We start from the raw sequence: 15658 nt of genomic DNA on the forward strand, positions 1-15658 counted from the left end.
AGTACTTACCCGCCCATTACATGCTATTTAGGATAGCGAGCTTTACGCATTGTTCGCTCAACGAGGTGCTGAGACGTACTAAGCGCTTGCTTAACGGTCATTTGGCCAGTTAATGCTGCTGAGAATTGTTGCCCAACAGCTGTACCAATTCCTTGAAACTCAGGAATAGCAACAAACTGAATACCTACATAAGGCACCGGTTTAACGGTTGGATTTTTAGGATCTGCAGATTGGATAGAATCTAAGGTAATTTGCGCAAACGGTGCTGCGTCCATGTACTTTTGATTACTGTAAAGTGATTTACGTGTACCTGGCGGTACTTTTGCCCAACCTTTTTTGTCGGCTACAAGTTGAGTGTATTCTTTAGATGTTGCCCAGCTAATAAATTTCATTGCGGCATCTGGTTTTTTGCTGCTTGCCGGTACGGCTAAAGTCCAAGACCATAACCAGTTACCGCGTTTACCTAGGCCGTTATCTGGCGCAAGTGCAAACCCTACTTTATCGGCAACTTCTGAGTCTTTTTTGTTAGTAACAAATGCGCCTGCAACGGTTGCATCAATCCAAATACCACACTTTCCGGTTTGGAATAGTGCAAGATTTTCATTAAAACCGTTTGCAGATGAACCTGCAGGGCCAGATTCTTTCATCACATCGACATAATACTGAAGGGTATTTTCCCACTCTGGGGTATTAAACTGTGGCTTCCAATTTTCATCAAACCAACGAGCACCAAACGAATTAGCCATTGATGTAATAAGCGCAACGTTTTCGCCCCAACCAGCTTTACCACGTAGACAAAGGCCATAAACACCTTCTTTTTTATCTGTCATCGCTTTAGCAGCTTTGCGTATAAAGTCCCATGTTGGGGCTTTAGGCATTGTCAGCCCCGCTTTTTCCATTAAGTCAGTGCGGTACATAACCATTGAACTTTCACCATAAAATGGTGCAGCATAAAGCTTGTCGTTAATCGTTAAACCACTTCGAATTGCTGGGATTAAATCGTCTAAATCGTAGTTTTCACCTAAATTATCTAACTCTTTTAACCAATTTTGTTTGCCCCAAATTGGTACTTCATAAGTACCTATGGTCATAACATCGTATTGGCCGCCTTTTGTTGCTACATCGGTAGTGACACGTTGGCGAAGAATGTTTTCCTCTAGAGTGACCCATTTTAGATCTATATCAGGGTTTTGGCTGGTAAAGTCACTGCTTAATTCTTTCATGGTGATCATGTCACCGTTGTTAACAGTCGCTATTGTAATTATTTCTTTTGCCGCAGCGCCCATGCTTATAAAGCCACACGCGAGCATAATTAATTTATTTTTCATCGGGTATTCCCCATACACGTTATGTTTTAACAAGTGCTATTAAATTTCAATCTATTACCAATTCTATTTATGGCAGTTTTAACGCATAAAACTGCCCGCAAAGTGCCTTTTTAGGTCCTTTGTATAAATAGTTAGACTAGTTGGATAATGACTTAAAATTTAACAGATATTTCAGAAGTGAAGCCGTCAAATCCTTTACCGATTTGGCCGCCCGAATTAACACCTTCTTCTTGGTTAACATACTCAACTTTTAAAAGCGTTTTATCGTTAAACCAGTAACCTGCGGCTACTTGAATACGCTCTACTGTGTTGTCTGTTTGTTCAATTAAGTCGGAAGTGTTTTCGGCTTCTGCATAACGAGCCGCTACATATAGCTTTTTAGGGATTAGATATTGTTGTGCTTCAAACACGAAGTACTCAACAGATGAGTCGCCTTCTATTACACTGTTTGAATCAAAAGTAGTGCCATTTTCATCTGCTATGCCGTTTGTACCAAAGTAGGTAATACCGGCAACTGCATTACCAGCGGCATCTGCGAATGTGTAGTCATCAGATGATTTACCAACCATAAAAATTAAGCTAGTTTCGTCAGATGGTTGATAAGCTAAATTAAGCTGGATGATTGATTGCTCAAGCCCTGGCATTGCGCCAACATGAGTGTCACGCTCGTTTGAAGGTGACGCTGAGAAATTATAGTTTTCACCATCGCCAAAGCGATAGTTTGTTGTGGTTACACCATCAAGACTGGCTACACCGTTTTCAAAACGTAACTGGTCGCCTTGATTCGCCTTTAATAAGTTTAAGCCTGCTTTAAAGCCACCTTCAAATTCTAGAGTACCTTGAAGTCGGTAGTTATAACCTCTGTCTTCTTGAAACGCTTCACCAAAACTAGAAGTCGTAATGTGACCTGTAACATTATAAGCACGGACTACACCACTTTCGAAAGTTTCGCTGTAACTTAGCTGTGCGCCGTTTTCTGCGGTTGCGTAATCGGTAATACCATTACCAATAAGTGCATTATTTTGGTTATCTGCGCCGTCTTGAAAACCTTTAAATTGAAAAGGCGAGCCACCAATGTTACCTAAACGCAGTGTTAAATTTGCGTTTTCTTTTGGTGTGCCATAAAGACCTAGTAAGTCAAATTCAACACCTGCAAAATCGTTGTGAAATGAAAAGTCACGATCTTCGCCACCAAAGTCATTAGGCTCTTCTGCAATATCTATATCGGCAGTGATGAACTCGTTAATATGAAATTTAAGCATTAGATTAGCTCTAATACGGCCAAATCCTGACTCTTGTTCTTCATCTTCTGGACGAAATGCGCCGTCTTTAGCTTGAATTGACTGAAAGTTTTGCATTAGTAAAAAGTCTACGTCAACGCGATCTAAATATTCAGAAATATCAGCCTGTGCTGGAGCCGATGTAGCCATAGCTGCCGCTATGAGAGAAATTGCAAATTTAGTCTTTTTATTATTCAACATAATAAGCTCTTTATTTAGTGTGGTGTGTGATGCCAACTTTATTAAATTGCATATTCATTTAATGAAATTGGTATTAATTCAGTGTGTGTAGATGAGGCTGGCTGAGCAAAACATTAAATAGTTAATGAAATTGCACTTGTGAGCATAAGCTCATCTACTGAGCATAATCACAGAATGAATTTAGAAGGTCAACGATTTTTTATTACAAAACGTTTACAAAAAATCGAATTTATATGTAAATATTTTTGAATCAATAAGTTAAGTAGCAAATTTGTTACATCAAATTTTGAGGAAATAAAGTGTAGGATTAAGGGATTTATTGTAGATACGTCATTATTGTTCAATACAATTAATGAAAATATAAGTTAGTAAAAGATATGAAAGCAGGTAATCCTTTAAAAATAGGTTATTGGGCAAACCTATAAACAGTTTATTTATTAGTGTTTTTTAAGTAACGTTCTTGAGCTTATGTTGGGGTTAGCTTAGTATTAAAGCACTTAGATGTATTCAAAATAGAAGTAACCTACATATGGAATTTGTTCGCCCGCTAGAGCCCATCCTCATTATTGATGACGTTAAGGAAATTCGTGATTATCTAAACCAAATTTTAACTGACTTAGGGTTTGAAGATATATTAGAAAGCGCCGATTTTAGCTCTGCTAAACCTATTATGAACAATAAACCGCCAGGCGTAATATTTGTAGATGTAGATTTACCTGACTCTAACGGTGCAGATATATTGGAATACATTAATAGTGCTTATCCGCACACTCATGTTGTTATGTGCTCTGGCCACAATAGTCTCGAAAACGTACAAAACACGTGGGAAATGGGCGCTAAAGGCTTTATTGCAAAACCTTTCAACACAAAAAAAGTAGACACTGTAATGAAGCGTCTTGAAATAATAGAATAATAATAAGGTTAGCATGCATAGTACTGTTACTGCGATTATAGAAGATCTTTCGAGTGTTATATTTGGTAAACAACAACAAATAAAACTGGCACTTACATGCTTATTTAGCGAAGGGCATTTACTCATTGAAGATTTGCCTGGTATGGGAAAAACCACTCTTTCTCATGCATTGTCAGCTGTGTTAGGTTTATCGTATCAGCGTATTCAATTTACCAGTGATCTTCTGCCTGCTGATATTCTGGGTACTAATGTATTTAACTCTACCGAGCACAGTTTTACGTTTCATAAAGGCCCTATTTTTAGCCAAGTTGTTTTAGCTGATGAAATAAACCGCGCAGGGCCCAAAACACAAAGTGCGTTGCTTGAAGCAATGGAAGAGCAACAAGTAACAGTTGATGGAAAAAAATATACGCTGCCAAATCCATTTTTTGTGATAGCAACACAAAACCCGCTTTACCAATCAGGTACCTACCCGTTACCTGAGTCGCAATTAGACCGTTTTTTAATGCGTATTAGCTTAGGTTTTCCACCTAAAGAAGCCGAAAAACGCTTAATTTTGAATATGCAAAAACGAGATTACAGTCAGTTACCTAAGCGTATTAACCAACAAGAGTTAGCGGCAATTCAAACCCAGATAAGCCAAATTACTTTAAGTAGCCCGGTTATTGACTACATTATAGAGCTTGTTAATTACACACGCACAAGCAACGCTTTTGCATCTTCGTTATCACCGCGTGCCAGTATGGCTCTTGCTAAAGCGGCTAGGTCGTGGGCCTTTATTGATGGTCGTGATTTTGTAATGCCAGAAGATGTTCAAGCCGTATTTGCAAGTGTGTGTCAGCATCGTTTAGGTTTGCATAATGAGTCAGGTGAAGCGCAAGTAAACGATATTTTAAAAAACGTATTAGTTCCGGTATAAACTTTTATGCCAAAAAAAACAGCTAAGCGCCCTTCTTTATTTAAGTCATTTAAGCGAAGTGTATTTAATAAGTTATTAAAAAATAAGCATTTAAAAAACTCAATTACACTTGAACACAGAACAATTTATGTATTGCCATCGTCCCTAGGTTGGTACTTTGTAATTGTGGCTATTTTAAACTTTGTAATGGGCATTAATTATCAAAATAATTTAATTTTAATAATGTCTTATCTTATGTTTGTGGTGATGATTATTGCTGTATTAATGGGCTACAGTAACGCTAAAGGCTTAACGGTTAAATTTAAAGATGCATTTAACAGCTACGCCCCCCAAAAACCGAGTATTGTATTTGAATTACAAAGCCCTTCACTAACCCAATCTATTAATTTAACATATCAAGGTAGTGAGCAAACTCACAAACATACCGACGAAGTTGATAGTAAGACTCAGTTACTTACACTCAACTTACCCTACAGCTCACGCGGTAAGTACTCAGTGCAACGTATTAAAATAGCGAGTAACTATCCCTTTGGTTTAATAACTGTTTGGAGCTACATTCAATTACAAGAAGATGTATTTGTATACCCGTCGCTTGAACAAGTACACAGTGATGCGCATGTTTCTGTGCTTGATGAGCAAGCCGATAAAGGTATTTCTACACAATCTGGTAGCGAAGAGTTTGAGTCGTTAATCCCACATTTACCAGAGATGGGCTTGCAAAGAGTCTCTTGGAAGCATTACGCAAAAACACAGCAGTTGTTAGTTAAAGAGTTTGTAGACTTTAAAACAGCGAATGCGCTCTTCGATTTTACGTTGATGAATGGAGATACAGAACAACGTTTAAGCCAGTTATGCTTTTTAGTGTGTGAAGCAACCGAGAAAAACACCCCTTTTATGTTAAAGCTACCGAATAAAACAATAAATACAAATACCGGACAGCAACATAAGCAGCAATGCTTAGAATTATTATGCTCATTTAATGGTGATGTGTAATGGACATACTTAAAAACGAAAAAGTAATAAATTATTCGCTGTCTTTTATATATGCATGTTTAATTGTATTTTTTGTATCACATTTACCGCTTGCTTTTGTAGGTGTACTTTCACTTATTTGTGCATGGAACTTTTACATAACGCTGAGTAATAAACCAAAGCCAAATGCTTGGCTGGCAAATATACTCGCAGGTGTGTCACTAGGTTTAATGCTCTACACAGTAGGCATGTCGGATACGGTTATTTTATTTGTGGCCATGCTGCTACTTGCTAGTTTATTTAAGCTGCTGCAGGCTAAAACCAAAAAACACTATCATGTAATTACAACGCTTACGTTTTTTTCACTCTCATCGGTGTATTTATTTAACCAAAGCATTTTAACGACTTTAACTGTAAGTGGTTTATACATATTAAACTTTGCAGTACTTGGCTTACTCGAATCCAAACATAATTTAAAAATAGCCTCTAAGCAAAGTGGTAAATTACTACTTTTAGCACTTCCTTTAGCTATATTTTTACTGCTTTTTTTACCAAAAATGCCCGCCTTTTGGCAGCTTCCTGGGCCTAAGCTTGCAAAAACAGGGCTTTCTGAACAAGTCGACCCATTCGATATTGCAAAGCTTTCAAACTCAGATGAACTTGTGTTTAGAGTTAAATTTAACGAAGAAAAACCTGTAGCGCCTTATTATTGGCGAGCAATAGTTCATGATGAATTTAATGGCAATGCGTGGCTTACGTCTGACTTTTTAAAATATAATAATTTAAAAACAAATACCCAGAGCGAAAATAATGAGCAACTTATTTCAAGCTACTCAGTTATTACAGAGCCTGCTACACAAAAATGGCTCTATGGTTTAGCCTACTCCAGTAGTAACTCACAAAATGTTGAAGGTAATTCGCTAGGTTTATTGCGTAAAAAAAGTCGCCAAGCTAAAAACTTACAATACGATGTAAATAGCTTTAACTTCACAGCTTTACCGCTTGGCCAATTTGAAGAAAAACGCTACAAATACCTCGCTTATAAAAAGAATGTAAAAACATCATCACTTGCTAAAAACTTAAAGCAAAAAACACACTCTGACCGCGATTTTTACAATAGCTTATTACAATACTTTGCAGGTACGGGATTTACTTACACGCTAACTCCTACACCTATGAGCGGCGATAATACAATTGACCAATTTTTATTTGAAAACCAACGTGGATTTTGTGGTCATTATGCAAGCGCTGCTGCGTACATTTTTAGAACCGCAGGTATACCCGCTCGATTAGTAAGTGGTTATTTAGGCGGTGAATTAAATCAAGATAATAATACGCTAACAGTTCGCCAGTACGATGCGCATGCATGGGTAGAAGTATATTTACAAAACGAAGGTTGGGTTATTTTTGATGCAACCGCCGTTGTTGCACCTGAGCGTTTAAATGGCTCACTTTCGCAAAACCAAGAGCTGAATGACGAATTTAAAAGTAATCTTGATTTTGGTTTAGTGAGTTTAAGTAATTTCCCCGCTATTAATTGGTTAAGGTTGGAACTTGAAAATCTCGATTATCAATGGTCTAGCTGGGTACTTGGTTTTGACGAAGAAAAACAAAATGATTTTTTAAAATCAATTTTTGGTAGTAAAAACATTTGGCTTGTACCATTAATGGTTTTATTAACAGCTGGTTTTTGTTTTGTAGGTTATTTTGTTTATTTAAACTTACCAAAACGCCCGACTAAATTAGCGCCTATGGTTAAAGAATTTTATGAAGTAAAAGCATGGGCGAAAAAACAAAAAATAAATACACCCGATAATTTAACACCGAGTCAGCAGTTACATTTTTTTGCTGATCAACTTCCTCGTTCTGCACAATCTATAAACACATTTAGTCAGTTATTTAACCAAGTACGCTATAGTAAAAAACCTTTTACGAAAGAGCGCAAAACTCAGGCTAAAGATCTGATAAAATTAATTAAAATTTCCAAATAGAGAATACTATGAATGCTGTTGTTATAGGCGTTATTTTAATGCTCGGGCTATCTCTGGCTCGCGTTAACGTCATTGTTGCCATGATCATAAGTGCTTTAGTTGCTGGTTTAACCGCAGGCTTGGGTATAAAAGAAAGTGTTGATGCATTTAATTCTGGCCTTTCTGCCGGAGCTGAAATTGCACTAAGTTATGCCATGCTTGGTGCGTTTGCCGTTGCTATTTCTAAGTCGGGTTTAACACGCATTCTCGCTGATAAGTTACTTGCTAAAGTAAATGCTAAAGGCAGCGGGAATGAAACATTTTTAAGTTACTTCATTTTATTAATTATTTTAGGTTGTGCGATTTCTTCGCAAAACTTAGTACCTGTACACATAGCGTTTATTCCTATTTTAATTCCGCCGTTACTCGTTGTTTTTAATCAGCTAAGGTTAGACAGGCGTGCTATAGCATGTATTTTAACATTTGGATTAGCAACCTCTTATATGGTGCTGCCTTATGGCTTTGGTGGTATTTACTTATATTCTATTTTGCATAAAAACCTGGTCGATAACGGCTTAGATATTGTAAATACACAAGTCCCTATGGCGATGATTATTCCTGCATTGGGTATGTTTATTGGATTACTTATTGCGGTATTTATTACCTACAAAAAACGCCGTGAATACACAGAGCTCCCATTAACAACTCAGAGTAAATCTGCTGATGTCGAAAAGCCTAAAAAAGTAATGATTGTAGGACTTTGCGCTGTGTTAGCCTCACTTGTTGCACAAAACCTAAGTGGCTCAATGATTTTAGGTGGTCTAGTAGGTGTAATGATATTTAGTGTATTTGGTGTAGTTAAGTGGGAAGAAAACGGCGACGTATTTAGTAAAGGCGTTGCGATGATGGCGATGATTGGTTTTATTATGATATCGGCACAAGGCTTTGCATCGGTTATGCAAGCTACCGGCGATGTAGCGAGCTTAGTTCACAGTGGAGCCGCCCTTTTTGATGGCAATAAACCCCTTGCTGCGGGTGTTATTTTGTTAGTTGGTTTATTAATTACAATGGGAATTGGTAGTTCGTTTTCAACAGTGCCTATTATTGCAACGTTGTTTGTACCTCTATGTTTAGACCTTGGCTTTTCTGTTATGGCTACCGCTGCACTTGTTGGTACTGCGGGAGCTTTAGGTGATGCAGGCTCCCCTGCTTCAGACTCAACGCTTGGCCCAACCTCAGGTTTAAATGCCGATGGTCAGCACGACCATATTAGAGACTCTGTTATCCCAACATTTATTCACTTTAACATTCCACTGCTGATATTTGGCTGGATTGCAGCAATGGTACTTTAAAAAGTATTTACGTAAGTGTAATTAAAAGCTGAAGATAACCAAAAAGGTATGTTAAAAGCATACCTTTTTAGTATCCAAATCCAACAACTCTTACCCCTATCAATCCTCTCCCAGTTTGATTACTTTTTTTTAGTTAATATTAACTCTGTTGTTGAGGTTATATTTAATGAACATTTAGTATGATGTGTTCTTTTAAGGGTTTTATATAAGCACCAATTAAGGTGCTTATATAAATTTACTTTACCGCATATTTAAAGCTTTAAATTACTCAAAACCATAAATCATTTTATCGCATACTACCGGTGTTGGTCTGTGGTTATCATCGACTGCAACAAACGTAAAGCTACCACTAATGGCAGAGTGCTTATCATCTCTGTGCATAGTTTCTAATAGTATATCTACATCAACTTTTAAACTGGTGTTACCTACATGAACTACTTTAGCAATTAACTCTGCAAAAGTACCTGCTGGTATCGCTTCTTTAAAATCAACTCTATCGGAAGATATGGTAACCAAAGGTTTACGACAAAAACGCGTAGCAGCTATAAATGCCACTTCATCCATCCACGCCAGTGCATCACCACCAAATAAAGTATTGTGATGATTGGTACGCCCTGGAAACACAGTTTTAGTTACCGATGTGGTTGAGTCTTCAATACGCTGAGCAATTATTGCATCGCGATTTACGTCAGTCATAAATCCTACTTTTTGTTTGCTAATGTATCTTGCATTAGTAATGCAGGATCAAGGCGTTCGCCTTTCCAGTTAAAACGCCAATCTAGGTGAGGACCCGTTACACGCCCTGTTGCACCAATTTCAGCCACTTTGTTACCTTGCTTAATTTTGTCACCCACTTTTACATCAAGCTTACTTAAATGAATGTAAGTTGAGGTAATACCATGGCCATGATCAATAATTAATGTACCGCCTGAGTAGTATAAATCAGGTTCAGAAAATACCACGGTACCACTAATTGGCGCGTAAACAGGAGAGCCTGTTTTATTAGCGATGTCTAAGCCAAAGTGCGGACGACGAGGCTCGCCATTAAAATAGCGCTGACTACCATAAACACCCGATATACGCCCTTCTGCAGGCTTTAACACAGGGTCTAAAAAGTACAGTAAATCAGAGTCTACTTCTCTCGCTTTACGAACAGCAACTGCTTCGCGGCTTATACGTGCACTGACTTCTTTTGCCGGTGAAACATACTTCTTAGCCACGCCAGTAATTTTATCAATTTCATATTCACGCTTGGTTATGGCTAGCGGCTGAGAATGCGATTTACCCGTGTTATCTACCCATTTTAAAGTATGAGTCGTTTCAGCGTCACGCCCAAAACCAAATACAAAATCACCCTTTGGTGAAAGTTTTAAACTTTTGCCATCTAAGCTTACTGATTTAGCGTTTTCTAGCTTTCCAGTAACTAAACCGCCTTGTGTTAAATGTCCTTTTAACTCAAGCGCCATAGTACTAAAGCTAGCAGAGGCAACAAGCGCTGTTGCTAAAAGTGTTTTAAACATAACTAATCGATCCTTTTCCAACCCCTTCATAAGCGGTTACTTTTACTGCTTTTTCTGGGTATTGGGCTTTAATTTGGCCAGCTACATGTTCAGCAATACATTCTACAGTGGTGTCTACTGGTAAAATGTCGCAACGAGACTCGCTAATAGCCATTTCAAAATAGCCTTGTGCCGATGTATAAGCAAAACATACATCACCCGCTTTGGCTGTTATGTGTTTTAAATCAGGTGCGTTAATTTGATCTTCACTGGTGGCTAAGTAAATATCTTCCCACTTTTGAGACCATTCTTTTTGCAAGCGCGGCATAGAGATGCCATCTAGGCTAATACCAATTTGAGAACGATGCCCATGAATAATACGCTGGCAATTACCGTCATGCTTTTTAAGGCCATGGCTGTAATGGTAGTAAAAACTTTGGCTGTGTTCAGGCTTAAGAGACAGCTCAATTTTTTCAATGTTATCTGGTAGCTTCGGTAAAATAGTCGCAATTAAAAATTCGGTAACCGATTCAACAGTTACTTCGTCTGCGTTAATCATGCAATAAGCTTGATGAGGAGCGCTCATAGCTAAGTGATTATTTTCACCAAATGTACAGTCGAGTGTTTTATGCTCGTCAAATTCAGATACAGTGCCATTAAGCCCTGTAGGAATTGCTAAACGGTGATCAATACACTCATCTATAATGCCTTTAATTTGCTTTTTAACTAAACCAAAGTCTAAAACCATAGACTCTTCGTTAAGTTTACCGTGCAAAGTTAAATCAACAATCCAGCTCTCGCCAACGGCGCCGCGTTTGTTACATAAGTAAGAAAAATCAATCACAGTTAGTGAGTTAACAAAAAGGATCATAAACTTCCTTTAGACTGGTTATAAGACAGCGTTAATTATAATGATTTCTGATTGTAATTGCGCGGTTTTATAGTGCAAAAACCAATCGCGTTGATTGATTGATGATTTAATATGCAATATTTTGATTTTTTAACTGCTCCGAGTTGTTTAGCGTACAAGTGTACGCTAAAGTACTTGGCAATTTCTAAGCGAAGATAAGTGTTATGGAACCTAAAAATAGCTATACAAAAGAAGAGTTGATCCTGTGTGGTCAAGGTGAAATGTTTGGTGAAGGTAACTGCCGTTTACCAAGTGACAACATGTTAATGATGGATCGCATTACCTCTATTACTGCTGATGGTGGTATTCATGGGAAAGGCGAAATTGTTGCTGAGCTTGATATTGACCCTAGCCTTTGGTTTTTCGATTGTCATTTTAAAGGCGACCCAGTAATGCCAGGTTGTTTAGGCTTAGATGCTATGTGGCAACTAGTTGGTTTTTACTTAGGTTGGTCTGGTGGCCCTGGTCTTGGCCGTGCGCTAGGTGTGGGTGAAGTTAAATTTACTGGCCAAATTTTACCAACTAATAAAAAAGTAACTTACCGTCTTGTAATGAAACGCGTAATTAAACGTAAATTGTTTATGGGCGTTGCCGATGGCACAGTAGAAGTAGATGGCCGAGTAATCTACGAAGCAAAAGATTTAAAAGTGGGCTTGTTCCAAGACACTAGTGCATTTTAATTTTTAAACGCACAAACAAAAAGGCCTCCAATGTGGAGGCCTTTTTGCTTAAATTCGATTATTGATTTTAGGTTTTGTACATGTTGCGGTTTTCAATCGCTTCACGCCAACCTCCTAACCACTCTGATTTTGGATCTACTTGTTGATAAGGGCATAGCTCTTTTGAGCGACCTGCTAAACCTGCTTTAAAACCTTGAGAATGAGCTCTTTCTAAACGATCTCTTTTCTGTCTCTTCATCGGTAATATCCTCACCTTTTTATTTATATATTGTGTAGCATTAGTGAAATCTACATTTAATGAATAGTTAATAAAAATGTAAAATTCAAATTGTAAAAGCAATTAAATTGTTTGACTTTAACTAAGCTGCTGATGCAAAAATGAATTAACATTTAAAAAAGTAAGTGGTCATACAACATTTAATTTGACCGGTTCGTAAAAACAAATTGGCGATTTAATAATCGCTAAAAAGCACTTATGTGCTTTAATTGTGACCGACTAATATTGACTAAGTTCCAAACAAAAATGTAATCGTGACACTTTTATTTCATTAATCTTAAATTAGTAGCCCGCCCCTAAATTTGAACTATTTTTAAACAATTTAAATTTATACTTGATTATTTAAAGTCGATCGGTCTAATATGAGTTCATGAACAAAAATACATCAACACCAATACGCCGTGGTCGCCCACCTAAAATAGCCAGAGAAAACGCCGATACAAAAGCGTTACTTATTCGCACGGGCCTAGAAACCCTAACTGAATTTGGTTTTAGCGCCACGGGGCTCGATACTATTTTAAAAAAAGCGGCTGTACCTAAAGGCTCTTTTTATCATTACTTTAAAAGTAAAGAAGCCTACGGTATTGCGTTAGTTGATGCATACGACAGTTATTTTATTGCCAAGCTTACCCATTACCTACAGCAAGAAGATGTTCCCCCACTTGAGCGAATCGTTAATTTTACTCAAAGCGCAATTAAAGGGATGAAAAAATACGATTACAAACGAGGGTGTTTAGTCGGTAACTTAAATCAAGAGCTTAACCATTTAAGTGAAGAGTTTAAAACCAGATTAATGCAAAGCTACACCGCATGGCAAAACCATGTAGAGGTTTGCTTAAACCAAGCTAAGCAACAAGGCACTATTGCAAGCCATGTAAACACGCAATTAATGAGTGAGTACTTTTGGATTGGTTGGGAAGGTGCTGTTATGCGCGCCAAGCTCACAAAATCAAATACTCCACTTACTTTGTATACAGAAATGTTTTTACGCGCATTATTAACCTAATGCGTTTTTATTTACCAATTAAAAGACGATCGGTCTAAAAGGATATCCCATGAGTAACCCAATTAAAGCCATTGTTATTAATAAAGAAGATAATAACTATAGCGCTTCATTATCAACTATCGAAAATAGTGATTTACCAAACGAAAACGTATCTATCGACGTGCTATACAGCACACTTAACTATAAAGATGGTTTAGCAATTACTGGCAAAGGCCCCGTTGTACGCAGTTTTCCTATGGTGCCAGGTATTGATTTAGTGGGTACGGTTACAAATTCCACCAGCGATGAATTTAAAAACGGCGATAACGTAATATTAAATGGCTTTGGTGTAGGTGAAAAACATTGGGGCGGGCTTGCTCAAAAAGCAGCACTTAATAGCGATTGGTTAATCCCCTTACCTACTGGTATTTCACCAAAGCAAGCGATGCAAATAGGTACAGCCGGTTATACCGCCATGCTAAGTGTTATAGCGCTTCAAAAACAAGGTATTACGCCTGAATCTGGCGAAATACTGGTAACAGGTGCCAATGGTGGCGTAGGCAGCTTTGCTATTTATTTATTAAACCAACTTGGGTTTAACGTAACAGCGGCAACGGGTCGATTAGATCAAAGTGAGTATTTAAAAGAGTTAGGCGCTTCACAAATAATTGACCGAAATGAGCTTTCAAACCCGGGTAAGCCTTTGCAAAAAGAGCGATTTGCAGCGGCAATAGATTCAGTAGGTAGCCATACACTTGCCAATATTTGTGCATCATTAAAATATGGTGGCGTAGTAACCGCCTGCGGACTTGCACAAGGTATGGATTTACCAGCATCGGTGGCACCCTTTATATTACGTGGTGTATCTCTTATAGGAATTGATAGCGTAATGCGCCCTAAAGCCGACAGAATTGAAGCATGGGATCGTTTAGCTAAATTAGTAAGCGCCGATTATTTAGATAAAATTTCGACAGAAATATCACTCGAACACGTAATCGATAACGCAGAGCAACTTATGGAAGGTAAAATTCGTGGTCGTGTTGTAGTTAATTGCCAAAGTTAATTAAATAATAAGCCACATAGTAATATGTGGCTTAAACGTTTAACTAGGCACCGAATGCAGCTAATTTTTCAGCTAATTCTGTTTTAGTAATCAAACCCATTTCTTCTTGCTTTTTAAGCTTGCGAATGTTGTCAAAGTTATCTAGTTTTAAACGTGCTTTAGCTAACTTTTCTTCCATTTCTTCTTTAGATAAAACATCAAGTTTTACTGCTTTTTCTAACTTCTCTTTTTCTTGATCATATTCTTTTTGAAAAATTGCTTTTTCTTGAATTATAATTTGATCTTTTATTTTCTTTTCGATTTCAATGGCTTCATCTTCAAGCTCAATCTTTTTCTCTAAAAGAGGTTCTATTCTTGATAAAGGCTCTTGTAAAGCAACTTCAACATTTTCACCTTGGTTAGCTAAAAGGTTCTCAACATATTTTTTACCAATATCTTTGTAACCAATATTAAGCTGACCTTCGATTGAAGTGATTTCTGAACGAATCGCTGAAAGTTTTGCGTTTTCTTTTGCTGAAGTAGCAATATCACTACTTAGTTTTGATGTAGAGTCACTAATATTTGAGCCAATAGTGCTTGCTTGAGTTTTGATCTTATTAAAAAGTCCCATTTCGTAATATTCCTTAATCTTTAATACTATAAATTGGCATCTTGCCGTATTTTATAAAGCTTTTTAATATTACCGATTATTTAAACACGTGTAAATTTTATCTTTCAATTCATTGTATGTGTAGATTTTAGAGTATCAAAACTTATAGATAAAACTTATAATGCAATTTGTATTTTAATAATGAGGCAACACCTATGAGCAACCAAGAACTTTTCAGTAATAACCCACTGCAAGGCGTAAAATTAGAACAAGTGGTTGAAGAGCTGGTTGAACAATACGGGTGGGAACTCCTGCACGCTTATTTACAACTTAACTGCTTTAAAAATAATCCTGATGTTAAGTCTGCGGTTAAATTTTTACGTAAAACACAATGGGCACAAGAAAAAGTAGATAACTTTTACCTTTACCGCCTTAAAAACTTACCTAAGCCTGATGATGTTCAATACGAACTACCACCACGAGATCGTGTGATCCCAGCTGATCATAAACCGGGTGAGCCGTGTGAACTTAGTTTTGTTGATGCTAAACGTATTGTAGAGAAAAAAGAATCTAAGCAACGTGCTCGCGATCGTAAGCAGCGTTCTAATTCTAGTAACCCTTGGGGTAACTAAAAACTTACTAATTTAAGGTTGAAGAGCTGTTTATAAATAGCTCTTCGACTATTTTCTCATTAACTTCAATTATATCCGCCTTACATAG

General features: G+C 37.4%; 16 protein-coding genes. 9 read left to right on the forward strand and 7 right to left on the reverse strand.

The genetic code is table 11. The features are described 5' to 3' along the window. Positions 1 to 23: 23 nt before the first annotated feature. Both AAEY68_RS13015 and AAEY68_RS13020 read right to left on the reverse strand, forming a co-directional pair. A complete protein-coding gene (locus AAEY68_RS13015) occupies positions 24 to 1328 on the reverse strand; it encodes an ABC transporter substrate-binding protein (protein ID WP_024593638.1) in 1305 nt (434 codons plus the stop codon). A 152-nt stretch (positions 1329 to 1480) separates the two neighbouring features. Next, the gene (locus AAEY68_RS13020; RefSeq protein WP_007582736.1) at positions 1481 to 2809 is read right to left on the reverse strand and encodes a hypothetical protein; all 1329 of its coding nucleotides are present in this window, start codon (positions 2807 to 2809) and stop codon (positions 1481 to 1483) included. A gap of 529 nt (positions 2810 to 3338) precedes the next feature. Between AAEY68_RS13020 and AAEY68_RS13025 the strand changes: the two genes are divergently transcribed. Genes AAEY68_RS13025 through AAEY68_RS13045 form a run of 5 tightly spaced genes read left to right on the forward strand, consistent with a single transcriptional unit; the run spans position 3339 to position 8935 of the window. Beyond that, the gene (locus tag AAEY68_RS13025) at positions 3339 to 3722 is read left to right on the forward strand and encodes a response regulator (protein ID WP_007582739.1); all 384 of its coding nucleotides are present in this window, start codon (positions 3339 to 3341) and stop codon (positions 3720 to 3722) included. Positions 3723 to 3735: 13 nt separating this feature from the next. Next, a complete protein-coding gene (locus tag AAEY68_RS13030) occupies positions 3736 to 4641 on the forward strand; it encodes an AAA family ATPase (protein WP_002960884.1) in 906 nt (301 codons plus the stop codon). 6 nt (positions 4642 to 4647) lie between these two features. Beyond that, positions 4648 to 5634 carry a DUF58 domain-containing protein gene (locus AAEY68_RS13035; RefSeq protein ID WP_024593636.1) on the forward strand — a complete coding sequence of 329 codons (987 nt, stop codon included), beginning with the start codon at positions 4648 to 4650 and terminating at the stop codon, positions 5632 to 5634. Then, a complete protein-coding gene (locus AAEY68_RS13040) occupies positions 5634 to 7604 on the forward strand; it encodes a transglutaminase TgpA family protein (RefSeq protein ID WP_024593635.1) in 1971 nt (656 codons plus the stop codon). Before AAEY68_RS13035 ends, AAEY68_RS13040 begins: the two co-directional genes overlap by 1 nt. An 8-nt stretch (positions 7605 to 7612) precedes the next feature. Continuing rightward, on the forward strand, positions 7613 to 8935 hold the full coding sequence (locus AAEY68_RS13045) for a Na+/H+ antiporter family protein (RefSeq protein ID WP_024593634.1): 1323 nt from the start codon (positions 7613 to 7615) through the stop codon (positions 8933 to 8935). Positions 8936 to 9199: 264 nt separating this feature from the next. Here AAEY68_RS13045 and AAEY68_RS13050 read toward each other — a convergent pair whose 3' ends face one another. From AAEY68_RS13050 to AAEY68_RS13060, 3 genes are read right to left on the reverse strand one after another with little or no spacing between them, the layout of a single operon-like run. After that, on the reverse strand, positions 9200 to 9631 hold the full coding sequence (locus tag AAEY68_RS13050; protein ID WP_010552809.1) for an acyl-CoA thioesterase: 432 nt from the start codon (positions 9629 to 9631) through the stop codon (positions 9200 to 9202). A gap of 5 nt (positions 9632 to 9636) precedes the next feature. After that, entirely contained in the window at positions 9637 to 10455 is an 819-nt protein-coding gene (locus AAEY68_RS13055; RefSeq protein ID WP_024593633.1) for a M23 family metallopeptidase, read from the reverse strand. After that, on the reverse strand, positions 10448 to 11305 hold the full coding sequence (locus AAEY68_RS13060) for a 6-carboxytetrahydropterin synthase (protein WP_007582754.1): 858 nt from the start codon (positions 11303 to 11305) through the stop codon (positions 10448 to 10450). The genes AAEY68_RS13055 and AAEY68_RS13060 overlap by 8 nt, the downstream gene beginning before the upstream one ends. Positions 11306 to 11508: 203 nt before the next feature. Here AAEY68_RS13060 and fabA point away from each other — a divergent pair, with 203 nt between their 5' ends. Beyond that, positions 11509 to 12024: a bifunctional 3-hydroxydecanoyl-ACP dehydratase/trans-2-decenoyl-ACP isomerase gene (gene fabA / locus AAEY68_RS13065; protein ID WP_002960896.1), complete on the forward strand. Its 516-nt coding sequence runs from the start codon at positions 11509 to 11511 to the stop codon at positions 12022 to 12024. Positions 12025 to 12091: 67 nt separating this feature from the next. Here the strand turns inward: fabA and rmf are convergent, their stop codons facing one another. Beyond that, positions 12092 to 12262, reverse strand: coding sequence for a ribosome modulation factor (gene rmf / locus AAEY68_RS13070; protein ID WP_002960897.1), 171 nt, complete (start codon positions 12260 to 12262; stop codon positions 12092 to 12094). A gap of 409 nt (positions 12263 to 12671) precedes the next feature. Here rmf and acuR point away from each other — a divergent pair, with 409 nt between their 5' ends. Together acuR and acuI are read left to right on the forward strand one after the other, a co-directional pair. Beyond that, complete coding sequence (gene acuR / locus AAEY68_RS13075; RefSeq protein WP_024593632.1) at positions 12672 to 13307, forward strand: acrylate utilization transcriptional regulator AcuR; 636 nt, start codon at positions 12672 to 12674, stop codon at positions 13305 to 13307. Positions 13308 to 13356: 49 nt separating this feature from the next. Beyond that, the gene (gene acuI, locus AAEY68_RS13080; RefSeq protein ID WP_024593631.1) at positions 13357 to 14349 is read left to right on the forward strand and encodes an acrylyl-CoA reductase (NADPH); all 993 of its coding nucleotides are present in this window, start codon (positions 13357 to 13359) and stop codon (positions 14347 to 14349) included. Between the two features lie 43 nt (positions 14350 to 14392). On the opposite strand, the gene AAEY68_RS13085 is transcribed toward acuI, so the two are convergent. Continuing rightward, entirely contained in the window at positions 14393 to 14959 is a 567-nt protein-coding gene (locus tag AAEY68_RS13085) for a hypothetical protein (protein WP_024593630.1), read from the reverse strand. A gap of 194 nt (positions 14960 to 15153) precedes the next feature. On the opposite strand from AAEY68_RS13085, the gene AAEY68_RS13090 reads away from it, so the two are divergent. After that, on the forward strand, positions 15154 to 15570 hold the full coding sequence (locus AAEY68_RS13090; protein ID WP_007582761.1) for a VF530 family protein: 417 nt from the start codon (positions 15154 to 15156) through the stop codon (positions 15568 to 15570). Positions 15571 to 15658 lie beyond the last annotated feature (88 nt).

The sequence above is a fragment of the Pseudoalteromonas sp. RB2-MNA-CIBAN-0110 genome, assembly GCF_040309305.1.
GTDB lineage: Bacteria > Pseudomonadota > Gammaproteobacteria > Enterobacterales > Alteromonadaceae > Pseudoalteromonas > Pseudoalteromonas arctica.